This is a genomic window from Pedococcus sp. 5OH_020 (genome assembly GCF_027812955.1).
Taxonomy (GTDB): domain Bacteria; phylum Actinomycetota; class Actinomycetes; order Actinomycetales; family Dermatophilaceae; genus Pedococcus.
This window is the reverse complement of record NZ_JAPYZV010000001.1, coordinates 30,903-56,807: the sequence shown is the minus strand read 5'-3', so window position 1 is coordinate 56,807 and position 25,905 is coordinate 30,903. Positions and strand designations below refer to the sequence as shown.

Below are 25,905 nucleotides of genomic sequence, written 5' to 3'. Positions count from 1 at the left end.
GTGCGGCTACGGGCGGACCAGCACTTTGAGCGCACCTTGCGAACGGACAAGGTCCAGGGCCTGACCGAACTCCTCGAGCGGCACGCTGTGAGTGACGAGCGGCTCGGTCTGGTCGCCCATCCGCGCCAGAAGGTCGACAGCGCGGCCGAACGTGGAGTTGACGGCGGTCGAACCCACGATGGTCAGCTCGTGCCAGTTGATGCGATGCGGGTCAAGGCTCACGCGCGACCCCTGCTTCGCGACGCCCATCAGAAGCATCGAGCCGCCCCTACGCAGGGTGTTGAAGCCGTCCTCGATCGCCGCCGGTACACCGGTTGCATCCACGACAACGGCGGTGTCCGGGCGTGCGAGCTCACCCACCGAGCTGACGACCGTGTCGAAGCCCAGCTTGTCGGCAACCGCCCGGCGGACGTCAGAACGCTCTACGACCGCCACCTCGGTGCCGACATGGCGCAACACGAGGGCGGTAAGCAGGCCGATCGGGCCAGCACCGAGGACGACGGCGTCCTCGCCGGTGGCCGTGCCGAGACGGTCTATACCGTGGAGTACGCAGGAGAGGGGCTCCGCGAGCAGCGCCACCTCCCATGGCATCTCGTCGGGGATCTTGACGCATGAGGTGGCCCGGACCGCCGTCTTCTGGGCGAAGCCGCCTGGATAGCGTGACCCGTAGCCGCCCTTGTCGGGGCAGAGGTTGGGTCTGCCCTCGAAGCACCGCGCGCAGTGGTCGCACGATATCGACGGGTCGACCACTACTCGCTCGCCGACGTTGAGCCAGTCGACCCGCGCGCCGACGGCCGCGACGGTGCCGCCGAACTCGTGTCCCGGAATGGCTGGGAGGCGCACGAGCGGGTTGCCACCGGCGAGGGTGTGCAGGTCGGTACCGCACACGCCGCAGCCGACCACGTCGATGAGCACTTCGCCGGGAGCCGGCCTGGGCTCTGGGACCTCCCCGATCGTCCACTGGTCGGGGGCGTTGAGTTGCAGCGCACGCATGATCGGACTCTCCTCAGATGTCACTTGATAGCGAGGGCATTGGCCGGCGACCCCGCCCCGCCTGGGGTGTTGATCGGCGCGGAGCAGAACAGTCCCTGGTAGCGGCCGTCGACGGCGCAGTCCGCCGCGAGCGCTTCCAGGTCGAACAGCTCTCCGACTGCGTAGCCGAGCTTGGGGATCAGTCGGAGATGCAGAAAGCCGTCATCGTGGGACTTGTCGAAAGGCATCCGCTCCAGGGCGGGGCAGTCGGCGGCCACCGCGGCGACCCGGTGGTCCCACAACCAGCGGGCCGTGCTCTCGTCGGGATCCAGGCCCGGCGCGGCGAAGAGCCCTGCCGCGGACAGCTCCTCGCGCTTCGCCGTCGGGAGCCGGCGGTACCACGCCAGCCAGCCCGTGTTGACCAGGAGGACGTCACCGGGCTCGACAGAGCTGCCTTGTGACGCAATGACCTCGTCCAGCGCGTCTGCCGTGATGCCGTACGGCGATGCGGGGTCGAGCGGGGTGCCCTGCCGCTCGAGGTGCCCCCATACGTCAGCCAGGACGAACCGCCCGGCGATGCCGCGGGTTGCCCACTGGTCGATCCCGAGCGCCGGGTGCGTGCGATGGGTGACCGCGGCTACGTCGTACCCCTGGTAGAAGCCGTGGAGTGGGTGCTCGACATGGCTGAGCGCATCCCACTGGCTGGAGGCCTGGGGGAAGAAGGCGTCGTAGTAGTCGTCGAAGCCGCCCCCGTCGAGGGCCACGCGATGGTGGTCCAGAGCGCCACGGCCGAGGATCGGCGGATCAGGTTCCGTGGTGGCGAGGTTGAGCGAGAAGGTGACCCCGCGACGTACCTCGCCCGCGGCGCGGACGAGCGCCTGCGGAGTCATGAAGTTCAGGGTGCCGACATCATTCCCGAACACCCCCCAGGCCGCCCCCGCTGGTCCGGTGGTTGTTCGGGCGAGCTCGTCATAGCGGGGAGCTGCAGCGGCGTCGAAGCTCATCTTTCGACCAGCCCCAGAAACTCGAGGGTGCTTTCGAACTGCGCCTGGAGCATGAGCAGCCCTGGATGCGGGGTGCACCCCCGCTCGGCCGCCAACTTCAGGAGCGCGGTCTCCGGCGGCGCCATCACTGCGTCGGCGACCACCACGCCCGGGCGAAGGACCGCAGGGTCGACCGGGAGCGAGTCGCCGGGTTTCATGCCGAGACTCGTCGTGTTGACCACGACGTCGAACTCCTCCTCGCCGCCGTGCAGTACGGCGTCGCAGGCAGGGAACGCCTGGCGCACCTGAGCGGCGATCACCGCCGCCTTGTCGCGGGTGCGGTTCGTGATGACCAGCGTGCCTACCCCTGCTTGGGCAAGGGCGAAGGCGACTGCGCGCGCGGTACCGCCCGCACCGGACATCAGGACCTTGGCGCCCTTCAGCCGGTGGTTGGCCTGGAGCAGACTCTGCACCAGGCCGATGCCATCGAACTGACCTCCCACCAGCGTGCCGTCGGAATCACGGCGGATGACGTTGGTGGCGCCACAGAGCTCGGCCATCGGCGTGAGCTGGTCGACGAGGTGGACCATCGCCTCCTTGTGCGGAATGGTGACTCCGATACCCGCCAGGGTGCGCCAGGCCCGGAACGCCGGAGCCATGGAGGCCAGGTCTTCGGGAGCCACCTCCACGGGCACCACGACGACATCGATGTCGCGCTCCCCCAGCAACCGGTTGTAGAGCGCCGGCGTCCGCACATGATGGATGGGGTAGCCGATGTGGGCGTAGGTACGGGTGGTGCCGGTGATCGTCATTGGGTCGCTCCTGGTGTGCTCGCTAAGATGGGAAAGTCCGCGCGGGAGGGGTACAGGCCGGCGGCGAGCCCCGCCAGCAGAGCGGCGCCGCGTGTCCCGCACTGGCTGACGGCCGGCACGTCGAACGGCCCCAGGACCCGTTGCCGGACAGCGCGGATCCCGGCGTTGTTGAGCCAACCACCAGCGGCCACACGCAGCGTGGCGCCCGGAAGCAGCTCGGCGAGCGCGTCGAGCGACGAGCGTGCGTTGCGGCTGGCCCGACTGACGGCGGCCCACCACAGCGCGCGAGCGCTGGGCAGGTCGAGGATCGCGTCACGGATGACGCTCGTCGCCGCGCCGGCCGTCCTGAGGTCCTGCCAGCGTGCTCCGAAGAGGGTCTCCAGTAGGTCGGCCACGTGACTCGGCAGCTGCTGTGTCGCACGCTGGGTGTCCGAACATCGACCGCCCTCTGCGCTCATGACCTCCTCCCTGCTGAAACCGCACTCGGACAGAGAGGTGAGCAGGAGGTTGAAGCGGTTGCCGGTGCCCAGGCCGGCGAGGGCGATGAGGTCCTGCTCCTCCAACCCGAGCCCGACATTGAAGCCTGCTGCCTTGAACCGATCCACCATCGGCAGGTCGACGCCGTCCGGGTTCCGGTCCAGCTGCGCTATCAGCGCTTCGCCGGTACCTAGCGAGTCGAATACGTTCGCGTCGCCATACGCCCCTGCACCCAGTGCGGCGACCACGTGGTCATGACCCGCGACCGTCAAGGCGGCGCCCGCGCATGGGGCCGGAATGCTGGCGATGCCGCATACCTCGCCCGCGGGAAGCAGGTCGGGCGTGGTGGACGCATCCAAGCCGGCCCAGCCCAGCAGCGCTGGGCTCCAGTCGCCGGTGCGCACGTCGATGAGGCCGGTGCGCGCCGCCAAGGACCGCTCGGCTATCGCCGCGCCCCCCAGGACCTGAACCGCGAGCTCCGGCACCCCGTTCCACGAGCGGACCGTCTCTCCAGCTTCGCTCACTCGGCGGAGCTCGACTGCTGGGGTACGCGCAGGGTCGAGTAGCCCCGTCGCAGCGAACACGTCTCCGTCGGGCAGCTGGGGCTGCCGCCCGTGCTGTTGGTTCCAGGCGCGTGCCGGTAGGAGGCGCCCATCCGAGAGCTCGGTGAACACGGTCTCCGCCATTCCTGTCACGCCGATGGCGGCAACGCGCCCTTGGCCGTGTGCCGACGCACACTCGTCGACCAGGGCGCGCACCGCGTCCGCAAAGTCGCCGGCCTCCATCTCGGCGCCAGAGGATGCCGATCGCCATGGGGTGGGTACAGCGATGGTGCCGAGCTGCTCTCCCGTCACCCGGTAGGCCGAGGCCTTGAAGGTCGAAGTCCCCAGATCGAGCCCCAGCAGCGTCGCCGTCATCATGCTTCCATGCTGACCGATGCCGGCTCCCGTCCGAAGGCCGAAATGAGCTCGACGAAGGAGCGTGCCATTGCCTCTACCGCCGCGTCGTGCGAGGCGCGGCCGGCGAGCAGGTCGGCGAGCGGGCGGTGCCAGATCGTCCGACCGATGGCGAAGCCGGAGAACGTCGGGACCGCAGACGCGTTGGCCAGCCACGTGTGCACCTTCTCCGGCGACTCACCACTACCAAGAACGATGCACCGCACGCCGTCCCGGCCATCTGCGGTTGCCTGTGCGGCGACGGCTGCGGTGTCCTCGACAGTGTCCAACCCCTCGATCTTCCAGATGTCCGGCTCGATCCCATGGTCCTGCATCTCGGCGATGGACTCTACGAGCAGTCGGGGAAAGAGCGTGGTGCGGAAGCCGTTCTTGTCACCGCCACCCTGCTCGAGCTGCTCGGGGGTCGGTGAGATCAGGACTTCGAGAAGGTAGTCGCGCCCCTGTTCGCGCGCGAACTGCCCGATCTTCTGCAGCAGCTGCAGCTGCGCCTTCTTCCGCTCAGCATCGTCCGCGGGGTTATGGAAGACGAGCGCCTTCACGGCCTGCGGGTCGAACCGCTCGAACCGCTCCTCGTAGTCGTCCGGGTACTGCAGCTGGAGGATGGTGGTGCGACTGGCCTCGATCGGCATCGCCACATACAGGCCGCGCGCGCGAGCCAGCCGGGCTGCGGCGGCGCCGTACTCCTCGTCGACGAGGAATGCGAGCGACTCCTGGACAGCGACGGAGCCGCGAAGCGACTCCAGGGACTCCAGGACCGCCACCTTCGCGGCCTCCAGCTCCTGAGCGGTCGCAGCCGGGTAGAGGTCTCGCAACACCTGTCGGTGGTCGAAGGCGAGCATGTAGAGCGGGTTCGGGGTTTGCGCGACGGGGGGCGCCTTGCGGACCGACATGCTGTTGGCTCCTTCACATGGCGGCGCGGCGACCTCGACGCGATGCGCGCGACATGGGTAAGTGTGTTTGTGTTGGTATCCTCAAACTACCACACAAACGCATCGCTCGACTAGCCCCGGACTTACACCGCAATGGAATCCGCTGCGATGGAAGCCCTCGGACCCGTGCCAGGCCTGGGACGACCGACGGGTCCTCGCGTGCCGTGAACCGTCGGCCACGCGGTCGACGACGTCCCTCTCGATGACGCTCTGGACCGCATTCGGGCCGGCGTCCTGGAGAAGCGGCCTATCGGGAAGGTGGATTCATCGAGGGCACCTGCAGGGAGGCAGTCAGACACCCGTCATGCGGTCTGGATCTCGACTCCCGCGTCCGAGATGAGCTGCAGCTCGCGCGGGTCCGCACGGCGGCCGGTGATCAGGAGGTCAATCTGGTCCAGCTCGGCGAACGTCATGAGGTGCTGTGAGCCGATCTTCGAAGAATCCGCGAGCACCACCACACGGCGAGCCGCGGCAACCATCCCACGCTTGACATCGCCGTCCACCTCATCGGACGTCGTGGCTCCCAGGCCGGCCGAGAAACCCGAACAACCCAGGAACACGACCTCTGCCCGAAGACCCTGCAGAGCTCGCAGAGTCCATGACCCGCCCTCCGACCAGGTACGCGGGCTCACCTCGCCGCCTAGCGTGTGGACTCTGGAGCCAGGCCGCTTGAGCAGCGTCGTGGCAACGGGCAGCGACGGAGTGACGACCGTGGTGCCGCGATCGACCGGATACGCCTCGGCAAGTGCGTGAGTCGTTGTGCCACTGTCGATCAACACCAGCGCTGCAACAGGAACCTGCGACGCGGCAAGTCTCGCGATGGCCGCCTTCTCGTTGGTCATCAGGGAACCGCGCTGGTGCACGTCGGGAACATCGCCACGACGGGACTCGAGAACTGCGCCACCGTGCACCCGGCGAAGCGATCCAGCTTGCTCGAGCGCGATCAGGTCGCGTCGGATCGTCTCTGTGGAGGTGCCGATCTCCTCGGCGAGCGCCGCGGCCGCCAGTCGTCCTTCCGACTTGAGGCGCTCGAGGATGAGGGTGTGGCGCTCAACCGCGAAAGCGCTGGACGCATCCTTGCGGACCTTACGAGCCACTGACGACCTCCGAGAGGGATCCATCGTGCGTTATCGTGCGATTGCATGCTAGTCCACCGGATAACGTGACGGGGCCGCACGGCGCCCAGGGGCGAGGCGAGTTGTGACGCTCCCGGCTCACCGTCGAGAAGGGCGGTTACGTCGTCAGCAGTATGCGCCGCGGGTCAATGACCTCACGGATGAGGCGAAGCTCGTCTGAGCTTGGGGCTTGCGTTGCAGAGACGTCGTCGTTCACCAGCGGCTCGAAGCTCATCTCGGCCAGGACCTCCTCGGTCGAGGAGGTGGCGTGAACACTCAGCAGCTGCATCTCTTTGGTCTCTTCGTGAAACCCGAAGACGGCCTTGTCCGTGATGACGCGGCTCGGTCCGCCCGGACGGAGGCCTGCGTCGGTCCGCGACGTACCGCCGTCCAGGTGACCGACGCTGGTGATGAAGTCGACCTTGTCCACGAACGTACGCTTCTTGAGATCCGTCAGGATCAGCGGACGGCGTACGTAGGCGAAGTGGTCAGTCTGGGCGAGACACCCGATGAGGCGACGTGTCGGCTTCTTGTAGTCGCCGATGGCAGTGATGTTCAGGTTTCCGAACCGGTCGATCTGGGGCGCAGAGTCGAACGAGACATCGAACATCCCGCGCGAGAGCATGTCGTTCTTGTCGCTGCAGTTGTGCAGCTGTGCGGAGGTCGGCCAGGTCGTCAGATAGTGCTGCGTCAGCCGCGGCGGGATCTGCTCCAGGTCCGGGCTCAGGAGGTTGTTCCAGTAGATGGACAGGTTCGGGGCGTGGGTCTCTTGAGCCAACCTCGCCGCGGCGATCGGGATGCCACAGGCAAGGGTGAACGCCCGTCCGGCGGTGCCGACGCCGATGAAGATCAGGTCCCCGTCCTGCAGCTCGCGCGCTGCCGCGGTCACCATGAGCTCGTTGATGGTGTATTCGCTGGAGTTCGTCATGATCAGTTCCTCACCGTACCGAGAGCTCGAAGATGCGTGCGGGCGTGAGCGCAGCTGACAGGTACTCCGCATGGTCCACCGCACCCCTGATGTACCGGTCCGCATACTCCGCGAACCGTCCATCCTTCATGAGGAGCTGGTAGTCCTGCATGTGGGCTTCGTCCTCGTCATAGAACCCGTCGCAGCTCAGCGGGTGCGCACCGAAGGGCACCTCGACGACTGCCTCAACCCAGGTGTGCGGGATATAGGTCAGGTTCGGCGTCTTGAGGATCTCACTGTGGGGAACGATCTTCTCCACCGTGACGATCAGGCGCTGGGCTGCCTTCGCCATCACCGGGTCCAGGTCATCGGCGTCGCGCGCAACGGGGAACTGAACGTTCCCGTACTCGTCGGCGACGTATCCATGAAGCAGGGTGAAGTCGGACGTCGCGGCATCCACGGCATGCAGCTTCCTGCCAGTGAAGGGACAGCTGATCTCCCTGATCTGCTCCGGGTTGTGCTCCGCCATGCCAGTGCCCAGCAGCGCATCCGTCGGCATGAACGGGACCCCGCTGGCGGCAGCCCGGAACCTGGCGGCCATCGCAACTTCAGAGAAGTCGCGAATGTCGAGCTCCCCTGCCTCCACCCGACGACGGAAGTTATAGGCAAAGCCGAACTGGAACAGTCCCTCGTAGACAGCCTCGACCCTGTCCACCGCCCCCGCGCCGGCAAGCAGGTCCGTGGTGAAGCCCGCCGGGTAGGCCAGCACCGTGAACCCGGACTTCTCCTGTCGGATCAGCTCCCTGATCAGAGCGACGGGCGACCTGCGGATGATGCTCCCGCCGATCGTCAGCGACGCCCCGTTCGGGATGAGCGCCGCCGCATCCGCCAGATGCACCAGTTTGGACTTCACTCGTCATGCCCTCTCGGTTGAAGCTGTTGGACAAATCCACACAGTCCCATAGAACCACACACGCAAGCCGGAGGACAACCCCTCAGCTCGACGCCTGGGACTCCTCTTCACGCACTGCTGTTGGGGCGCTACAGTTCCAGAGTCGCTTCTGCGCTTCGCAGGAACCTCCACTCAAACACAACTGCTCCGCGCACCCTCTCACAGGGTGAGCACCACTCCAGAGGGACAGGAAGGCACCCGGTGAACATTGACAGTACGGTGGCGTTGAGACCGCATGTGACGTGGGATCGGGATGCTCGCGGCGCCCTGAGCGGCGTCCGCGTCCTCGACCTCTCGCGGTTCATCGCCGGGCCGCTGTGCGCGCAGAACCTTGGCGACCTGGGCGCCGATGTGATCAAGGTCGAGAGCCCGGGCGGTGAAGACGCACGAGCGAACTCGCCGGCGATCAACGGCAAGGCTCTCTACACGATGATGTACAACCGGAACAAGCGCGCTGTCACCTTGAACTCGCGCAGTCCCGAGGGCCGCGAGCTGCTTCGCCGGCTCGCCGGCTGGGCGGATGTCATTGTGGAGAACTTCCGGCCAGGGACCCTCGACAAGATGGGGATCGGCTACGAGACCCTCCGCGAGATCAACCCACGGTTGATCGTGGTGTCCATCTCTGGCTATGGACAGGGCGGCCCCTACCGTGACCGCGTGCTGTTCGACTGCATCGCTCAGGCGATGTCGGGAGTGATGGACATGAACGCGGGCCCGGACGGAATGCCGAGGCTGATGAAGATGTTCCCAGCCGACACACTTGGGGCAACCCAAGCCACCTCGGCCACGTTGGCGGCCCTGTTCCACCGCGAGCGCACCGGCGAGGGCCAAGTCATCGACATCGCCGTCCTCGACTCGCTGGTTGCGGCACTGGGCACCGCCCTCCCGGCGAACCTTCTCTTTGACGCGACCCCTGAGCACAACGGCAACAGGGACGACTTCAACGCCCCCGCGAACGCCTTTCCCGTCAGAGACGGGTTCGTCTACCTCCACGCTGGGACGGCAGCGTTCTGGAGCCGGTTCTGTATCGAGATTCTCGACCGGCCGGATCTGGTCACCGACGAGCGGTTCAGCTCGACCCCAGCACGCATGAGCAACGTGACCGAGCTCGAGAAGCTGGTCACCGACTGGACCATGGATCACACTGGGCTGGAGGTGGAGCAGATCTTCGAAAGGGTCGGAATTCCCTGTTCGCGGGTCGCGGACGTTGCAACAGCAGCGCGGAACGAGCAGCTGTGGTCCCGTGACATGCTGTTCCGCACCCACGACTCTGACGGCGACGAGCTGTTCCTCGTGGGATATCCCGCGAAGTTCTCCGGCAGCCCGATCACGATGCGGTTTGCACCGCCACGGGTCGGTGAGCACACGGAGGAGGTCCTCGAGGAGATCCTCGGGCTCGACGGCGCCGAGATCGCGCAGCTGCGAGACTCAGGGGTTCTCTGAGGAGGCTCCCGTCCACCGCTGCCACGTAAGCACAGACCGATGAGGAGACGAGAGTGACGAGCGACCCGCTGTTCAGCGTTGAAGGCAAGGTCGTCGTGGTCACCGGCGGCCTGGGTCAGATCGGAAGTGAGCTCGTTCGCGCGTTGCACGCCCGCGGAGCACGTGTCGCCGTGTTCGGACGGAGCGCAAGCATCGAGGCGGCAGGGGAGGCGCTCGGCGAGATGGCCCACGATGAGCGGCTGACCATCCACCGCGTCGACATCACCGACCGGGAGTCGATCAACCAGGGACTGGACGCAGTCGAGTCGCTATGGGGAGTCCCGGACGCCCTCGTGAACAACGCCGGCCTCGACACTCAGCCGAGCGCGCCACCCGAGGTGTCAGGGCCTTTCGAGGACTTCCCGGTGGAGACCTTTCGTGAAGTGGTTGACGTCAATCTCGTTGGGACGTTCCTCATGGTCCAAGCGGTTGGCAAGCGGATGCGATCAGTAGGGCAGGGGGGCTCCATCGTCAACGTCGGCTCGATCTACGGGATGCTGTCACCAGTCCAAGACATCTACGCCTATCGTGCCGAGCAGGGATCTCCATTCACGAAGCCGGTCGCCTACAGCGCGGCCAAGTCTGGCGTGTACAACCTGACGCGCTACTGTGCGACGTACTGGGCACGTCACGGCATCCGGGTCAACACGCTTACGCCCTCGGGCGTTGCTCGCGACTCCCAGGACGACACCTTCCGTGAGAACTACACTGCGAGAATTCCCATCGGGCGGATGGCTGCGGCCGACGAGTTCAACGCCGCAGTGATCTTCATGATCGCGGACGGTTCGCGCTATATGACCGGCTCCAATGTCGTGGTCGACGGCGGCTGGACGGCCTGGTAGCGCTGGCAGGACCGCGAGCGACGGCAGTCGGACTCGCCGACCAGACATTGGACAGGCCATTACGCCAGTGCGCCGACCGGCTCGTTCACGCGCCGACCGGCTCGTTCGAGCCCGTCCGCTGCGGCCTGTGAGCACAAGCACTTCATCGACGAACCTCAAGAGGCGGCAGCTTGGTGAGCACTCCAAGGCGCCCAGACTCCATGAGCTGCTGCAGCATAGTCAGCGTCTGCACCGTTGCGACGCCGGCGTCGACCGATGCTGGCCTCAAGGCGGGGTCGCCGCTCGGCATCACGAGCTCACTCACCGCGAGCCGGTAGGCCTCAACGGGACTGACTCCTGCCGGCGGCGAGCTGACTCCTTGCGACAGGTCACCGAGGCGGACCCCTTCCTGAAGCTGCGGCACGTCGGCGTGCACGTTGAGGTGCGCTGTGGCAGTCCCGCGTTCAAGCACGAAACGTAAGCGCACCGGTCCCTTCACCACACACTCTTCAACGCTCACAGCCTGGATCGCCCCGAAGAGGACTTCGAGCTGAGAGATCACATGAGGGCCGACGTCCCACAGAGCACCCCAACGTTGCCGCCACTCCGAGTGGCGGAACCGGCCGGTGGACAGTGCCGACGACACGAACTCGACGTGCGCGCTGCCCCACGCTTCAGCAGCCCGTTCACGCAACCACGTGAGTCGGACCGGGTCGAACAGCCGTGTGGTGAAGACCACGGCTTCCACCCCGCCGTCGTGCACCGCGGAGGCAATTCTCGCCGCACCAGGGAGCTCGGTTGAAAGTGGCTTCTCCAGCAGGAGCGCACACCCCGACGCGGCGGCCCGCGGCGCACACTCCACCTGGACGACTGGTGGGACCGCGAATGACACCGCATCGACCGACTCGAACATCTCCTGCAGCTCGGAGAAGGCGACCACACCGAACTCGCTCGCGAGCGCGTGTCTCGCCTCGGCGGCACGACCCCAGACGCCGGCAAGCTCGACCCCGGGGGCTGTGGCCAGCCCGGGGGCATGGACCTCCCGCGCCCACGTGCCCGTTCCGACCAGGCCGACCCTGACGGTCACGTCGTCTCCTCCAGGACGCGGAGGAGCTCAGTGCGCGCGGCCGGCGGATACGGTGACATCGGCGGGCTCACGGTCGCGCTTCCGATCAGTCCGGCGTGTTGGAGCGCGGTCTTCAGCCCGCCAAGCTCCGAGGCATGGCGCCCGATGCCATGTCGCTGCCCCACCCTGAACACTTCGGTGAGCTCAGTGATCGAGGCTTGCAGCGACTCGCACCGGGCCCGGTCGTCGGCGCGAAACGCTGCGACGAGCTCGACGAACAGGGTCGGTTGCACATTGCCGATTCCAGGCACGATGCCGTCCGCCCCCGCGTCCAGGGCCGCAAGGGCGCCGGTGTCCGCCCCGGTCAGGATCGACGCTCTGCGGGTCGGTCCCAGCCCGGCTATGACCTCGGCGAACTGAGCGACGTCCCCAGAGCTGTCCTTGAGCCCCGCCAGCGTGTGGTCGCCGAGCAGCTCGACAGTGGTCTGCGCCTGCAGCTTCCGCCCCACGTTGCTTGGGATGTCATAAGCGAACACGGGCAAGGAGCTGGCCGCGGCAACGAGCGTGAAGTGTCGCTTGGTCTCTGCGGCTGTCACGTCCGCATAGAAAGGAGGGGTGACTACGAGGACGTCAACGCCCGCGTCCTCCAGCCAGCGGACCTGTTCGATGACACGGTTCGTCGTGGCTTCGACGGCTCCCGCGAAGACGGGCACTGCGCCCGCCACCGCACCCACGACGATATCGATGACGGTCCGGCGTTCCTCGTCGCGTAGGTAGACCGCCTCGCCGCTCGAGCCGAGGGCAAAGATCCCGTCCACCCCTGCTGAAAGCTGCCGCTCCACGAGGGCCTCCATTGACGTTCTGTCAACGGTGCCGTCTGCCGTCAGGGGACTGATGATGGGTGGGATGACCCCTGCGAAGCTGCTCACGTTCGGTGCTGCTCCATGTACTCGCGGTCGAAGTCGAAGCCGTGCCCAGGGGCCTCTCCTGGCGTGTAGTACCCGTCGACGACGCGGTGCGGCGATCGCAGGGCCTTCAACGCGCTCAGCGACCCACCCTCGACGTCCTCGGCGATCCAGCCGTTGGGTACGGCGCACAGGACCTGCGAGGACAGCTCCATCATGAAGTGCGGCGCCATGGGCCGGTTGAATGCTTGTGCCAAGGCCGCGATCTCGACCCAGGGTGTGATGCCGCCGACCCGCACCACGTCAGCCTGCACGAAGTCGACCGCCCCGGAGACCAGGTAGTCGCGGAACTGGAAGATGTTGTAGATGTTCTCCCCGACGCCGATGGGTGTCTCGACCTGGGTCCGCAGGCGCGCATGGGCCGATACGTCGTCACTGACCAGCGGCTCCTCGACCCACGTCAGATCCAGCCCGCGCAGACCATTGATGCGGCGTGGGGCGAGCTCGGGCCCCCACCCTTGGTTCGCGTCGACCATCAGCGGCATGGGGCCGATGACCTCGCGCACCTTCGTGAGCCGCTCCACATCCTCCGCGATGTCCGGCTTGCCGACCTTCACTTTGAAGCCTCGATAACCGTTGGCGCGCCACCTCTGCGCCTGTTCGACGAGCTCTTCGGTGCTGAGGCCGAGATTGATGCCGCTGGCGTAGACGGGGATCCGATCCCTCGTCCGGCCGAGTACGTCGACGAGAGGCTTGCCGGCGGCCTTGGCGGCCAGGTCCCAGTGGGCGGTGTCCACCGCGCCAAGGGCGGTGGTCGTCAAGCCTGCACCGCCGAGGTCGTGAAGGAAGTGCCACGCCTCGTGCCAGAGTCCCTTGGGATGCACCTCTTTGCCGACCAGGAAGTCGGCCAGCTCGAGGATCATCGCCTCGATCGTCTTGGCACCGCTCCCGGATGTGTGACTCACTCCCGTTCCGGTGACTCCCGTGTCGCTGGTGACATCGACGACAACCAGCTCGATGTGGGTGACGTGATGGATCGTGTCGCGCCATTCACCAGTGAGGATGGGAAGGCGCGTCGTCATTGTCTCGATGGACTCGATCTTCATCGGCGGTCCGATGCCTTTCGTTCTGCGTGCATGGTCTGTGGGCTCAGCCTTTGACGGCGCCGGAGGCAAGGCCGGCGATGAGCCCACGCTGAGCGAACATGAAACCGATCAGAATGGGGATCGCCGCGATCACCCCTCCGGAGGTCAGGAAGTCCCAGCGGATGATGTTCTCGCCGATGAACTGGCTCAGACCCACGGGCACGGTCTTGGCCGTGTTCGAGGAGGTGAAGGTGAGGGCGAAGATGAACTCGTTCCAGGAGTAGATGAAGGCGTAGGTTCCGGCGGCCGCAATGCCCGGCTTGGACAACGGAAGCATGATGTAGACGAAGGACTGGAACTTCGAACACCCGTCGATCAACGCCGCCTCCTCGATCTCACCCGGAATCTGGTCCACGAAGCCCTTCATGAGCCAGGTGCTGAACGACATGGAGAATGCGGAGTAGACCAGGATCAGCCCGACGAGGTTGTCCAGCAGGTGAAGGTTCTTCAGCTCGATGTACAGCGGCACCAGCAGAAGGATCGACGGGAACAGCTGCAGCAGGAGGATGGCGTAGAGCACTGCGCGACGCCCCCGAAAGCGGTAGCGGGACAGGGCCGTTCCGGCGAGCAGTGAGCAGAACACGACGATCACGACGACCGTCACGGCCACGATCGCGCTGTTGGCGATGTTTCGGAGGAAGCCGGTCTGCGTGATGAGCCGGCCGTAGGCTCGAAACGAGGGGTTACTGGGGATGATCGTCGTCTGGGTGGCATGGAGCTCACTCAAGGGCGTCACTGAGGTGATCGCCATCCAGATGTAAGGGCCGAGCACTCCTACGATCCACGCGAGGATCAGCAGGTAGATCGGTCGCCAGCGCATACCTGACCTGCGAGGCACGGCCGGCGCCTGCGCTTCGACCCTCATGGGGGCGGTGGATGTGGTCATGCGATCTCGCTCCTCCTCACTTGCCGCATATAGAAGGCGACGAGCACGGCGAGCAGCACCGCTTGTACGACACCGAGCGCCGCGCCGCCACCAAAGTCGCCGCCCTTGTAGGACGTGATGTACGAGTTCAACGGGAGGGTGAGGGTGGCATTCGCCGGGCCGCCGTTGGTGAGCACCAGGATCAGGTCGAAATAGTTCGCCGTCCAGATGAGGCGCAGGATGACAGTGATCAGGACTGTCGGCATGATGAGGGGAAGGACCACCCGCCAGTACGTCTGCCAGGCGTTGGCGCCGTCGACCTTGGCGGACTCGAGCAGCTCGGTCGGCACGCCCTGTAGAGCGGCCAAGATCATCACCGCGAAGAACGGGATGCCTTGCCAGATGTCGATGGCCATGAGCGTGGGTAGTGCCAGGTGCTGGTCGGCAAGCCAAGCGATCGGCTTGCCCTGTTCAAGCCCGACAGCTCGCAACAGGTGGTTCAGGAGGCCGAGGTTCGGGTCCAGGATCCACAGCCACATCAGCGCTACCAGCACGCTAGGGGTGGCCCACGGAAGCAGCACAACGCCTCGGATGAGGCCGCGTCCCCTGAACCGGGCGTTGAGGATCAGGGCGCCGATCATCCCGATCACGAGCTGAAAGGTGACGTTGCCGAAGGTCCACACCGCGGAGTTGCGCAGGGAGTCACGGAAGTCCTGGCGCCCGAACATGTAGATGAAGTTGTCCAAGCCGACGAACTGCTGCGCCGAGAGGTTGAGGAGGTTCGTGTCGGTAAGTGATACGTAGATCGCGTTGACGGCCGGGTAGAGGATGAATCCGGCCAGGATCACCAGGGCCGGCGATAGCATCAGCCACGGCAGACTTGCTCGCCGAAATGCCGTCATCCGAGGGGACTGTGAAGCGGTTGTTCGTGACGCGAGCTGGGTCATGGCTGCATTACCTTCCTTCCCCACAGGGCTTGACAGATGGCCTGACACATGGCGGCTTGACACATGTCCTTACCGAGGCCTGAGGCAGGCCGTTCCGTGCCGGGAACCGGCCGGAACGGCCTGCCTCGAGGATCGCCTGCGCGGCCTAGCGGCCCGTCTTCAGGGACTCGGCGACCGCTGTGATCACTTGGTCTCCGGTGTTCTTTCCCTGGACGGCGCCCTGGAAGAGCGGCTGCCAGGTCTTGGTGGTGGCTGCCGTCGTGCCGGGCAGCAGCGGCCAGGAAGTCACCGAGTGCTTGGCGGCCTCGAGCGAGATGGCGATGTTGGGGTTCTGAGTGAACTCCGGCAGCGCGGCCGCCTCCTTGGTCACCGGCACGTAACCGTTGGTCGACTTCGCGATGGCGACCTGCGCGTCATTGGAGGCGAGGAACTGGACCCACTGCCTGGCAGCTTCCTTGTGCTTACTCGCGCCCAGGACCGCCTCGGCGTTCATCGTGCCCATGTAGGTGGTCTGGGCCGGGTCACCGGTTGCCGACGGGATCAGCGCGACGCCCACCTTGTTGCCCAGGGCCTTGTCAAGGGTCTTGGCCGCGCCCAGGTGGTTGATGATGACCGAAGCGGCCCCCGACTGCAGGTTCGCAATGATCTGCGCGAAGCCATCGTTGACGGCTCCCGGAGGCGCATACTGTGCGGTCTTCAGGTAGATGTCGTTGGACTTCCGGGCCTCCGGGCTGTCGAAGACGACGTTGCCCTGGTCGTCAAGGAACTTCGCGCCGCCTGCCACGAGGAACGCAGCCCACTGGTCCTGACCGTTGGGACCGCCGCGGAAGTCGAAGGCGTACTGGTTCTTCTTGGGCTTGTAAAGCTTCTTCAGCGTGTCAAGGAACTCCGCCTGCGTCTTCGGGAAGGAGGTGACCCCGTCGGCGGCGAAGATGTCCTTGCGGTAGTAGGCATAGAACATCAGGAACTTGTTGGGAACCGCGTAGATCTTCTTCGTCTTCGAGTCAGTCACGTACGGCCACATGGTGGGCAGGACGCTGTCGTAGCCCTTCCACGACTTCGTCTCCGACGTCAGGTCTGCGAGGACGTGCGAGTTGATGAGCTTGCCCATCATGTTCGTGTCCAGCTGGGTCGCATCCGGGGCGTTCCCTGCGGCCACCGCATTGACAAGCTTGTCGTAGAACTTCGGCTGGGCAACGCTGTCGTCGATCTTCACCTTGATGCCGGTCTGGGCTTCGAACTTTGCAGCCAGCTGGTTCATAGTCTGGTCGGTCGTATCGTCCTTCCAGTACCAGTAGTTGATGGTCGTACCTTTGACGTCACCCCCTGACGAGCCGGAGCCGGCGTCTGATGCGCCTGAGCATGCTGCCAGTGTTGCGATGAGGACCGGGGCGACCGCCAGTGCGCCCTTGCGGAACTTCATGGCCTCTCCTTTGAGTGTGATTGGCAAAACGAATAGGGGCACGCGGTTCGAACGGTTGACCCTCTGGCCGACGTGCTGTGGAGCCCGTCCACATGGCCGCCCCCTGACATCAGGCGATACATACGCACGGCGCCGGTTCGTGTGTTTGTGTTGGCATCCAAGAGATACCACAGAAATGCACGACGTGGCTAGACCCCGCCGCGGCGAAGTTCGTCCCCGGACGGTTCTCTCCGCCCCCGGGCCTCTCGGCGGGCGGCCTTCTCATCGCTAGATCGCCACGTCGCCGCACAGGTGCACGTGCACGCCGAGCTCGTGAAGCATCGCGGCCTTCGCCACCAAGCCCTTGTCGGCCGTCTCGGCGTCAGGCGCATAGACGACGTTGAGGTGGTTGGCCTTGTGCCGGGCCATGAACTGGTCGCGGTCGATCCCGTGCAACACGGCGTGCATGATGGGCCACTGCGGCGTCGTGGCGTCGAGGCGGCGCTGGGTCTCCTGCTCGGGCAGCTCCACGACGGTGGCGCGGCCGAGGTCCGCGTGCAGCTCGCCGTCCATGACGAACACCCGGGACCAGACGATCTGCCCCGGCTTGGAGACACCGCTCAGGGTGCCCCCGCCGAGCGGGAAGTACATCGGGGGCTGACGCATGCTGTACGACTTGTCGTACCCGCCGTGATGCGACGCCGGCACGGAGCCGGAGATCTCGAACACCCACACGAACTGCCCGTCGTACTCCTCGCCCCAGCGGATGTCGTGGAGTGTCGTCGCGGGGTCGAGACCCATCGCCGTCCAGATCCGGTTGGTGATGAGCGAGTCGACGGCAACGCCCCAGTCCACTTCGTTGAAGTGCGGTAGCGGCACACCGGCGTACAGCTCGCGCGCGCCGTCGCGGCTCCGCACCGGGGGGCGCTCGACATTGTTGAGCAGCCCTTCCGCGAGGTCGCTTGCGGGGACCGTGTCCTTCAGACCCTGCTGGTACTGGATACCCACGGCGTCGAGGCCGAAGTCGTCCGAGATCCGCAGGGCGGCGATGTACATCTTGAACTGGCTCAGGAGCTGCTCCTCGGTCAGCTCGGTGGCCTCGTCGGTGCCCAAGTGGAACGTCATACGGCGGTCCTTGAGCCACGTGTACACCGCTTGCGCCTCGTCCTCGGACACGCGCGCCATCTCGGCTACGAGGGCGCTCTGGGACAGGCGCTCCTTGTAGATGCCCAGTGGGTTGATGAGCTCGTCGTCGAAGATGGCGTTGTACATGCCCATGCAGCCCTCGTCGAAGACGCCGACCACCGCCTTGTCCTGAGCCAGCTGACGCGCGAGCGCTGTGCCCAGGTCCCTCTCAGCGCTGTCCGGCAGCGGTGGCATGTCGCGGACGTGGCTGGTGTCGTGGGTCACGCGACCGTCGGAGAGCCAGGTCTTGAGACCTTCGCGGGCCCACTCGTCGGTGAAGTCCTGACTCCACAGCAGCGAGTAGTCGACACCCGCCTTCGTCATGCTGCCCGACAGGCCGAGGAGGCCGACCAGGCCTGGGAACTCGCCCGCCCAGTTGGCGACGACGAGGATTGGCCCGCGGTGACTGCGCAGACCGGCCAGGACGTGATGGCTGTACTGCCACACCGCCTCCACGACGATGAGCGGTGCGTCGGCAGGGAGCGTCTTGAAGACCTCGATTCCGGCTCGCTGGCTGTCGATGAAGCCGTGGCCCTCGGCCTCGTCGAAGGGGTGTGCGCGCTGCACCCGCCAGCCGCAGCTCCTCACGGCGGCCTCCAGGTCGGCCTCGAGCCGTGCCTGCACCGGCCAGCAGGTCACGTTCGCGCTGGGCCGCAGGTCACCACTGGCGACGGTGTAGACGACGCCGGGGAGGGCGGTGGGGCGCTCGTGCACCTCGGGCAGGCGGTATGCGGTCATTGATGCGCTCCTTGGTTGTCCAGGCTGTTGGTGGGTGTTCGTCGGGCTGTCTGCGGCTCGGCCCGGCCTCGCGCGGAGGCCCGACTCTGCTGGTGGGCCGCGAGCGCGTGCACCACGGGTGCCGTGTTCTGGTAGAGCTGCCGGTAGAGGTCGTACAGCTCGTCGTAGAGCGCGGCATGCCGCACGTTGGGCCGGCACACCGTGCGGGGTGGGTTCCAGTCCTCTATGGCGACGTCCGAGACGGCCTGTGCGGCAAGGAACGCGGCGCCAAGGCTCGCCCCGATGGTCTCGGAGGGGATGACCTGCTCGCGCCCGGTGATGTCCGAGACGATCTGGGGCCAGAGGGGGCTCTGGGCGCCACCTCCGACCGCGACGACCCGCTCGATGGGGGCGCCGGCCCCGGTCATGGTCTCGATGTTGTGGCGCACGCCGAGACCGGTGGCCTCGAGCGCAGCGCGGTACAGGTCACCCTGGGTGTGGGACAGGGTCAGCCCGGCGAGCACGCCGCGCGCGTCGGGGTCCATGAGCGGCGTCCGCTCCCCCGCGAAATACGGGAGCATGAGCAGCCCGTTCGCCCCGGCAGGTGAGGCGCTCGCGGCCTCCAGCAACGCGGCATACGACGGGGATCCGAAGAGCTCGCGCAGCCAGCCGGTGACTGCCCCCGTCGTCGCCATGCCGCCGGCGAGGCTGCGGGTGCCGCGCAGGGCGCCCACGGGTCCCCACAGGGATGGCTCCACCACGGGCTCCGCCACGGTGTTGACGAGGAACATCGTCGTTCCGTACATCAGCATGAGGTCGCCGACCCGGTGGGCCCCCGCACTGACGGCCTCCGACCAGGCATCGATCGTCCCGGTCACCACGGGGATCCCGGCCGGGAGCCCGGTCTCCTCGGAGGCCCGGGTGGTGACGACCCCTGCAACGTCGTCGGCCCAAGCCAGGCGCGGCAGCTCCAGGCTCGGGCACACCTGCCGGACCCATGGCTGGTACCAGCCGAGGCCGTGCACGTCGTACAGCGGCGTGCACTGGCTCGCCGAGTGGTGGTCCAGGACGTACTCGCCCGTGAGGTGACGGACGAGCCACGAGCTTGGCATGTAGAGCCGAGTGGCGCGGGCGAACGCTCCGGCCTCCTCCTGCGCGACCCACGCGATCTTGGCACCTGCGGCCTGACTGGACAGTGCGGAACCACCCCGGTGAAGGATCTCCTCAGCCCCGAACCGGGCGTTGAGCTCGTCGATCTGGGCAGAGGCTCGAGTGTCCACGCCGTACAAGATCGCCGGGCGGACCGGCCGGTCGGCATCGTCAGCGAGCAGGACGCAGGGACCCATGCCACTGACGCCAACCGCCCTCACCTCGACGCGTTGGCCGTCCAGCAGCTCGCGGCAGATGCCGACGAACTCGTCCCACCAGGTGGCCGCGTCCATCTCGACCCACCCGGGGCGCGGCCGGGACGGCTGGTGGTCACGGTTGGCGGTGCCCATCACGCGGCCGGACTCGTCGACCAGCACACCTTTGCTGCTCGAGGTGCCGATGTCCACGCCGATCGTCGCAAAGCTGTGCATGGTGCCATGCTTACAGTAATCGATTTCTCGGTCAACGGTCCTAGAGGCACGTCGTCCATCCAACGCGCGTGCCGGACCGCACCCGCCGCCGCTAGGCGGTCCAGTCCGTCGCACCCTGACTGGCTGTCGCCCTGACGGCAGCTCGCAACATCCCCCGCTGGGAGCTGGCACGCACAATGAGCGACGTGTCCAGACGGATCGTCCTGGCCCTCGCCGGAACGCCGCCCTCCCGGAGCCGGTCCAGCAGAAGCCGGCCAGCACGGGCTCCGATCTCGTAGACGGGCTGTGCCACCACCGACATCGGAGGGTCCACGAAGGGCGCCCACGGCGCGTCGTCGAACGCGATGAGGCCCACGTCCCGTCCCGGCACCAGCTGACGATCGGCGAGCTCCTCCAGGGCGCCGAGAGCCATAGACGAGTTCGCGATGAAAAAGGCGTCAGGAGGGTTCTTCGAGTCGAGCAGGGACCGGACAGCATCGCGCGCTGAGTCGGCCCGGAAGTCTGCGTGCCGCACCAGGGCGTGCGCCGGCCGCTTCCTCAATACCCTGAAGGCTTCGCGGTAGCCGGCGAGTCGCTGCTGGGCCGTGTCCGCGTTCTCGGGACCGGTCACGCAGGCAGGTCTGGTCCAGCCCTGCTCGAACAGGTGAAGCGTGGCGCCGCGCGCGCCGGCCGCGGACCGTACCAGCACGGAGTCGACCGGGTCTCGCAGCGCACGGTCGATCGCCACCACCGGTATCCGGGCCGCCCGCAGCCTCGTGATGTCGCTCCCGAACACGTTGGGCGACATGATGACCCCGGCCACCTTCTCGGTTTCCGCGACCTCCAGGTAGCGCGCCTCCTTCGCGGAGTCCTCGTCCGTGTTGCAGAGGATCACTGAGAAGCCCGCCTGTTGGGCCACGTCCTCGACGCCCCGGGCCACGGCAGTGAAGAAGGGGTTGCCGATGTCGGAGATGATGAGGGCCCAGACGTCGGTGCGCTGCAGCCTCAGGTTCCTCGCCACGCCGTTGGCGCGGTAGTCGAGCTTCCTCGCCGCGACGCGCACGCGGGCCGCGAGCGCCGGGTCGACCGTGGGCACGTTGTTGAGAGCCCGGGAGACGGTCGCTGCTGATACACCGGCCAGCTCCGCGACGTCCTTGATCTTGGCGATGGGTCCATCCCCCTCGTCTTCAGACGGACGTGGCGCCGGCTTGGTCGCCGCGCCCTTGTTCGCAGGATAGGCCCAGGGGCTGGCATCTGTGTCGAGATGGCCGGCGGCCTCTGGGGCGGCGGACCAGCCGCGAGAGCGGCTGAAGCGGCGAGTGAGTGACGGCGCCGCGGCAGCGAGCGAGCCCTCGCCATACACCGCGGTGCGGCGTTCGCTGCCCTCACCTACCGCGGAGCTTTGCTGCGCCAGACCCCAGGAACCGTGCGGCGTTGCCACCGAGCAGTGCAGCGCGGGCGTCGTCGTCGAGGAAGTCAGCCTGGTGCACGACATTCCCGACCGGGCGCTCCCCCAGCGGATACGGGTAATCGCTTCCGACCATGACGCAGTCCGCACCGAGAGTGTCGACCAAGGTCCGTAGCGCAGTGGGCTCGAAGACCACGGAGTCGACGCTGAACCGTCCCACGTACTGCGAGGGGGGCAACTTTGACGTTGCGATGATGTCGCGCCGCCCGTGCCAGGCGTTTTCGAGGCGGCCGAGCCAGAACGCGAAGGAACCCCCGCCGTGAGCGAAGCAGATCCGCAGCGACTGGGGCACTCGATCGAACACGCCCCCGAGGATCATGGCAAGGATCGTCAGGTGCGTCTCGGCCGGCATGCCCGTGATCCAACGGGCCATCCATCGGTCAAGCCGAGGTGAGCTTGGCATGTCCCATGGATGCACGAACACTGGAACGCCTCGATCGGCGCAGTGCTGAAGAAAGGTGACGACTCCTTCGTCATCAAGGTCACGGTCGCCGATGTGGTTGCCGATCTCGACTCCGAGATGCCCGTTCGCCAGGCACCTGTCCACTTCGGCGCATGCGGCGTCCGGGTCCTGCAACGGCACCTGCGCGAACGGCAGCAGCCGGTCCGAAGCAGGGGCACACACCTCCAGCGCGAGATCGTTGAAGATGCGGGCGACCTTCGTGGCCTCGGAAGCGGTGGCGTCATAGGAGAAGAACACCGGTGTGGGCGACACTACTTGCGCGTCGACACCGTCAGCATCCATGTCAGCCAGCCGGACTTCGGCGTTCCAACAGGCGTCCCCTATGCGCCGAAACTCCCTGCTCCCGACCATGAGGCAGGCCTCGCGCTCCGAGTCGACCCGCAACCACGGCCAGTCCCGTCGTGGCGACACGACCTCGGACAGGTCGGGCCAGCCACGCGGAACGTAGTGACTGTGGACGTCGATCGTGCCCACGTGGCCCTAGCCCTTACCGGGATGAACGGTGCCGCAGCTGGGACAGGTGCGCCCTTCCTCACTGGTGTAGAACTGCTGGAACACCGGCGGCAGGTCCTGGACGATGTCTCGGACCTGCAGCTCGACCTCATGGACCTTGGTGTTGCACTGCGGGCAGAACCAGGCGAACTTCTCCAGCTCCCCCTCCTCTCGGATCCGCTCGATGACGATGCCGATGGACCCGGCCTCGGGCCGCTGGGGTGAGTGGAACGTGTTGCGCGGCAACATCCACATGTCGCCCTCGTGGATGTCGACGCGCCGCGGCCCGTCCTCCGTCATGAGGTTGACGTGCATGCTTCCCTTGACCTGGTAGAACCACTCCTCGAACGGGTCGTAGTGGAAGTCGGTGCGCTGGTTGGGCCCACCGACGACCTGGACGATGAAGTCATCCATCGGCTCCAGTGCCTGCTTGTTGTTCACCGGTGGCTTGAGCAGGTGCTCGTTGTCCTTGACCCACTGGGGGAAGTTGGTGACAGGTGGGATGGTGCTCATGAGTCCTCCTTCGGATTGGTTGCACCCTCGACCCGGGCGATCGCCTGAATCTCGATGAGCAGGTGCGGGTGAGGCAGTTGGTGGACAGCGACCGTGGTGCGGGTCGGCCCGTTCTGGTCGAAGTACTCGGCCCAGACGTCGTTGTACCCGGCGAAGTCGTTCATGCTGACGAGGTACGCAGTGGCCTGGACCAGGTCGGACAGGCCGGCGCCGGCGGCCTCCAGAACCGCGCGCATGTTCTCGATCACGGCGCGCGTCTGGACTCGAATGTCCAAGGCGGTGGCTCCGAGCTCGTCTGCCGCAGCGCCCTCGATGGTGTCGTCGGGGCGGCGGCTGCTGGTGCCCGAGACGAAGACCAGGTCGCCGACCACCTTCACGTGCGGGAACCTTCCGCGCGGAGCCGCCTTGCCATCGACCGTGATCGCCTTCGCATCAGCCATGGTCCCCACCTCCTGGTGCCACCTGCAGGCCAACGCAGCCAAGGCCGCTGACGGTCGATTGGACTCGCACTCCTGCGGCCAGTGGCACGGCCGCTGTGGCGGCCCCGGCCAGTAGCACCATGCCGGCCCGAAGAGTGAAGCCGTGCGTCTTCGCCATCCGGCGAGCCGCCGCCACCGCCCGGTACGGATGCCCGAGGATCGCAGCCGTGGAGCCTGTCTGCACGATCCGACCGTCGATCTCGAGCCCGACCCCGCGGTTGCCGACGTCGCCGGCGACCGCCACGGGCTGCCACGGCCCTATGACGTAGCCCGCGGCCGAGGTGTTGTCGGCAACGACGTCCTCGAGGGTGAACCGGAAGTCGCGGTAGCGCGAGTCGATGATCTCCAGTGCGGGCGCGACTGCCTCGACGGCCCAGCCGATGTCGGGCGACTCCTCATCCGCGTCGACGTCCTGACCCAGGAGCCAGGCCACCTCAGGCTCGATCCGCGGGTGGATGTACGCCGCAGAGTCCGTCTGGCCTCCATCGGGAACCTCCATGCCCCGAGTGATGGAGCCGATGATGACGTCGTCCACTCCCATCTGCCGTGCCTTCGCGCGGCTCGTGAAGCCGAGCTTCACCCCGGAAACCCGGTCACCACGAGCGACCCTGTGCCCTACTAGCAGGTGCTGCACGGTATAGGCCTCTTCCAGCGTCAGGCTCGTTATGGACGTGAGCTGCGGGATGGCGGTCGCCGTGGACTGCGCGTCGTCGAGCCTCGAGGCCAGCGTCGTCAGACTGCTGGTGTCGCCGGTGACGGCCTTCGCGGCGTTCACAGCTGCACGCACACGTTCGTGGGTTCGGTGTAGAAGTGCATCGAGTGCTCCCCGCCCTCGCGGCCGATGCCGGACAGTGCCACACCGCCGAAGGGGCTGCGCAGGTCCCGCAGGTACCACGTGTTCACCCACGACATCCCCACGCGCATCTGTTGCGCGACGCGGTGGCCTCGCTCGAGGTTCGAGGTCCAGGTCACCGCGGCCAATCCGTATGCCGTGTCGTTGGCGAGGCGGACGGCCTCCGCTTCGGTGTCGAAGGGGATGAGGGCAGCGACGGGGCCGAAAACCTCCTCGCGCACGGTGCGGTGGCTGTTGTCGAGGCCGGTCCACAAAGTCGGTTCAATCCAGGCGCCGGCGTCGAGGTCGCCACCAAGCGCCGGGACGCCGCCGCCGGCGATCACGCCGGCCCCCTCGTCCTGAGCCAGCTTGAGATAGGACAGCACCTTCTCGCGGTGGCCGAGGGAGATGAGCGGGCCCGTGGTGGTGTTCGGGTCATCAGGGCGTCCCAACCGCAACGCCCTGGCCCGTTCGGCCAGCCCCGCGGCGACCTCGTCGAAGATCGGCCGCTCGACATAGACCCGCTCGGTGCACAGGCACACCTGGCCGGTGTTCAGGAACACTGACCTGGCTAGTCCGTCAACAGCCTTGTCGAGGTTGGCGTCGGCGAAGACGACGGCGGCATTCTTGCCGCCGAGCTCGAACGAGACGGGCTTCACGCTGGCCGCCACGGCTCGCATGATCGTCGATCCGGTGCCCGACTCGCCGGTGAAGGTGACACCGTCGATGCCGGGGTGGGTGGTGAGGAACTCCCCCGCGGAGTCGGGACCGAAACCGTGGACCACGTTGTACACGCCCGCCGGGACGCCGGCCTCGGCCATGACCTCAGCCAGCAAGGTGGCCGTGGCCGGCGTCTCCTCCGAGGGCTTGACGACTACGGTGTTCCCGCACGCCAGAGCAGGGGCGACCTTCCACGTGAGCAGAAGAAGCGGCAGGTTCCAGGGAACGACCACCGCCACCACCCCGAGCGGCTTGCGCACCGCGTAGTTCAGTGCGCTGCGCCCGTCGTTCAGCTCGGTGAGGTATGAGTGGAGCCCGGCGGAGGCCACGGTGTCGGCGAAGGAGCGGAAGTTGGCCGCCGCTCGGGGGACATCCGCTTCACGGACGAGGCCAAGGGGCTTGCCGGTGTCCGCCGACTCAGCGGCCACGAAGTCCTCGAACCTCCGCTCGATGATGTCGGCAACGCGACGCATGAGAGTGACGCGCTTCTGGACGCTGGCCGCGGCCCAGCCCGTTTCGAGGGCGGTACGAGCCGCGTCAACGGCCGCGTTCACATGCACGCGCCCGGCCTCGTGAACCTCGCTCACTAGCGAGCCGTCGACTGGGCTCCTTTTCTCGAAGGTGGCGACTCCGTCGATGAACTGCCCGGCAACGAAGTTGCGGATCTGGTGTGGAGTACGAGTGGAAGCCATGTATGTAGGTTAGGAACGACACGCGATACCTGACCAATGCCCTTTGGTC

Annotated in this window: 24 protein-coding genes; 2 read left to right on the top strand and 22 right to left on the bottom strand. The window is 66.7% G+C overall.

Annotated features, from left to right (window positions below):
• Positions 1 to 6: 6 nt before the first annotated feature.
• The 8 genes from PHA84_RS00270 to PHA84_RS00235 all read right to left on the bottom strand — a co-directional run bounded on the left by PHA84_RS00270 (position 7) and on the right by PHA84_RS00235 (position 8,064).
• A complete protein-coding gene (locus PHA84_RS00270; protein ID WP_270886079.1) occupies positions 7 to 993 on the bottom strand; it encodes an alcohol dehydrogenase catalytic domain-containing protein in 987 nt (328 codons plus the stop codon).
• Between the two features lie 20 nt (positions 994 to 1,013).
• Complete coding sequence (locus tag PHA84_RS00265; RefSeq protein WP_270886078.1) at positions 1,014 to 1,976, bottom strand: cyclase family protein; 963 nt, start codon at positions 1,974 to 1,976, stop codon at positions 1,014 to 1,016.
• On the bottom strand, positions 1,973 to 2,767 hold the full coding sequence (locus tag PHA84_RS00260) for a shikimate dehydrogenase family protein (protein WP_270886077.1): 795 nt from the start codon (positions 2,765 to 2,767) through the stop codon (positions 1,973 to 1,975). The genes PHA84_RS00265 and PHA84_RS00260 overlap by 4 nt, the downstream gene beginning before the upstream one ends.
• A complete protein-coding gene (locus PHA84_RS00255; protein ID WP_270886076.1) occupies positions 2,764 to 4,164 on the bottom strand; it encodes an FGGY family carbohydrate kinase in 1,401 nt (466 codons plus the stop codon). Before PHA84_RS00255 ends, PHA84_RS00260 begins: the two co-directional genes overlap by 4 nt.
• Positions 4,161 to 5,090, bottom strand: coding sequence for a 2-deoxy-5-keto-D-gluconate 6-phosphate aldolase domain-containing protein (locus PHA84_RS00250; protein ID WP_270886075.1), 930 nt, complete (start codon positions 5,088 to 5,090; stop codon positions 4,161 to 4,163). Before PHA84_RS00250 ends, PHA84_RS00255 begins: the two co-directional genes overlap by 4 nt.
• 341 nt (positions 5,091 to 5,431) lie before the next feature.
• Positions 5,432 to 6,226 carry a DeoR/GlpR family DNA-binding transcription regulator gene (locus PHA84_RS00245; protein WP_270886074.1) on the bottom strand — a complete coding sequence of 265 codons (795 nt, stop codon included), beginning with the start codon at positions 6,224 to 6,226 and terminating at the stop codon, positions 5,432 to 5,434.
• A gap of 136 nt (positions 6,227 to 6,362) precedes the next feature.
• Entirely contained in the window at positions 6,363 to 7,172 is an 810-nt protein-coding gene (locus PHA84_RS00240; protein ID WP_270886073.1) for a CoA-transferase subunit beta, read from the bottom strand.
• Between the two features lie 10 nt (positions 7,173 to 7,182).
• On the bottom strand, positions 7,183 to 8,064 hold the full coding sequence (locus PHA84_RS00235; protein ID WP_270886072.1) for a CoA transferase subunit A: 882 nt from the start codon (positions 8,062 to 8,064) through the stop codon (positions 7,183 to 7,185).
• Positions 8,065 to 8,304: 240 nt separating this feature from the next.
• On the opposite strand from PHA84_RS00235, the gene PHA84_RS00230 reads away from it, so the two are divergent.
• Both PHA84_RS00230 and PHA84_RS00225 read left to right on the top strand, forming a co-directional pair.
• Positions 8,305 to 9,546, top strand: a complete 1,242-nt coding sequence (locus PHA84_RS00230) for a CaiB/BaiF CoA transferase family protein (protein ID WP_270886071.1) — start codon at positions 8,305 to 8,307, stop codon at positions 9,544 to 9,546.
• A 53-nt stretch (positions 9,547 to 9,599) separates the two neighbouring features.
• Complete coding sequence (locus tag PHA84_RS00225; protein WP_270886070.1) at positions 9,600 to 10,427, top strand: SDR family oxidoreductase; 828 nt, start codon at positions 9,600 to 9,602, stop codon at positions 10,425 to 10,427.
• 142 nt (positions 10,428 to 10,569) lie between these two features.
• On the opposite strand, the gene PHA84_RS00220 is transcribed toward PHA84_RS00225, so the two are convergent.
• The 14 genes from PHA84_RS00220 to PHA84_RS00155 all read right to left on the bottom strand — a co-directional run bounded on the left by PHA84_RS00220 (position 10,570) and on the right by PHA84_RS00155 (position 25,856).
• Entirely contained in the window at positions 10,570 to 11,493 is a 924-nt protein-coding gene (locus tag PHA84_RS00220; RefSeq protein WP_270886069.1) for a Gfo/Idh/MocA family protein, read from the bottom strand.
• On the bottom strand, positions 11,490 to 12,401 hold the full coding sequence (locus PHA84_RS00215; RefSeq protein ID WP_270886068.1) for a dihydrodipicolinate synthase family protein: 912 nt from the start codon (positions 12,399 to 12,401) through the stop codon (positions 11,490 to 11,492). Before PHA84_RS00215 ends, PHA84_RS00220 begins: the two co-directional genes overlap by 4 nt.
• Positions 12,398 to 13,483, bottom strand: a complete 1,086-nt coding sequence (locus tag PHA84_RS00210; RefSeq protein ID WP_270886067.1) for a mandelate racemase/muconate lactonizing enzyme family protein — start codon at positions 13,481 to 13,483, stop codon at positions 12,398 to 12,400. The genes PHA84_RS00215 and PHA84_RS00210 overlap by 4 nt, the downstream gene beginning before the upstream one ends.
• Before the next feature lie 43 nt (positions 13,484 to 13,526).
• On the bottom strand, positions 13,527 to 14,408 hold the full coding sequence (locus PHA84_RS00205; protein ID WP_270886066.1) for a carbohydrate ABC transporter permease: 882 nt from the start codon (positions 14,406 to 14,408) through the stop codon (positions 13,527 to 13,529).
• Positions 14,405 to 15,253: a carbohydrate ABC transporter permease gene (locus PHA84_RS00200; RefSeq protein WP_270886065.1), complete on the bottom strand. Its 849-nt coding sequence runs from the start codon at positions 15,251 to 15,253 to the stop codon at positions 14,405 to 14,407. Before PHA84_RS00200 ends, PHA84_RS00205 begins: the two co-directional genes overlap by 4 nt.
• A gap of 226 nt (positions 15,254 to 15,479) precedes the next feature.
• Complete coding sequence (locus PHA84_RS00195; protein ID WP_270886064.1) at positions 15,480 to 16,757, bottom strand: ABC transporter substrate-binding protein; 1,278 nt, start codon at positions 16,755 to 16,757, stop codon at positions 15,480 to 15,482.
• Positions 16,758 to 17,024: 267 nt separating this feature from the next.
• The gene (locus tag PHA84_RS00190; RefSeq protein ID WP_270886063.1) at positions 17,025 to 18,659 is read right to left on the bottom strand and encodes a fucose isomerase; all 1,635 of its coding nucleotides are present in this window, start codon (positions 18,657 to 18,659) and stop codon (positions 17,025 to 17,027) included.
• Positions 18,656 to 20,218: an FGGY-family carbohydrate kinase gene (locus tag PHA84_RS00185; protein WP_270886062.1), complete on the bottom strand. Its 1,563-nt coding sequence runs from the start codon at positions 20,216 to 20,218 to the stop codon at positions 18,656 to 18,658. Before PHA84_RS00185 ends, PHA84_RS00190 begins: the two co-directional genes overlap by 4 nt.
• A gap of 91 nt (positions 20,219 to 20,309) precedes the next feature.
• Complete coding sequence (locus PHA84_RS00180) at positions 20,310 to 21,638, bottom strand: LacI family DNA-binding transcriptional regulator (RefSeq protein ID WP_270886061.1); 1,329 nt, start codon at positions 21,636 to 21,638, stop codon at positions 20,310 to 20,312.
• Positions 21,583 to 22,539 (bottom strand): amidohydrolase family protein, encoded by a 957-nt coding sequence (locus tag PHA84_RS00175; RefSeq protein ID WP_270886685.1) that lies wholly within the window; start codon positions 22,537 to 22,539, stop codon positions 21,583 to 21,585. The genes PHA84_RS00180 and PHA84_RS00175 overlap by 56 nt, the downstream gene beginning before the upstream one ends.
• Positions 22,540 to 22,608: 69 nt before the next feature.
• Positions 22,609 to 23,133: a 3-hydroxyanthranilate 3,4-dioxygenase gene (locus PHA84_RS00170; RefSeq protein ID WP_270886060.1), complete on the bottom strand. Its 525-nt coding sequence runs from the start codon at positions 23,131 to 23,133 to the stop codon at positions 22,609 to 22,611.
• Positions 23,130 to 23,573 (bottom strand): RidA family protein, encoded by a 444-nt coding sequence (locus PHA84_RS00165; protein WP_270886059.1) that lies wholly within the window; start codon positions 23,571 to 23,573, stop codon positions 23,130 to 23,132. Before PHA84_RS00165 ends, PHA84_RS00170 begins: the two co-directional genes overlap by 4 nt.
• Positions 23,566 to 24,399 (bottom strand): 2-keto-4-pentenoate hydratase, encoded by an 834-nt coding sequence (locus PHA84_RS00160; RefSeq protein WP_270886058.1) that lies wholly within the window; start codon positions 24,397 to 24,399, stop codon positions 23,566 to 23,568. Before PHA84_RS00160 ends, PHA84_RS00165 begins: the two co-directional genes overlap by 8 nt.
• Entirely contained in the window at positions 24,384 to 25,856 is a 1,473-nt protein-coding gene (locus PHA84_RS00155) for a 2-hydroxymuconic semialdehyde dehydrogenase (protein WP_270886057.1), read from the bottom strand. The genes PHA84_RS00160 and PHA84_RS00155 overlap by 16 nt, the downstream gene beginning before the upstream one ends.
• Positions 25,857 to 25,905 lie beyond the last annotated feature (49 nt).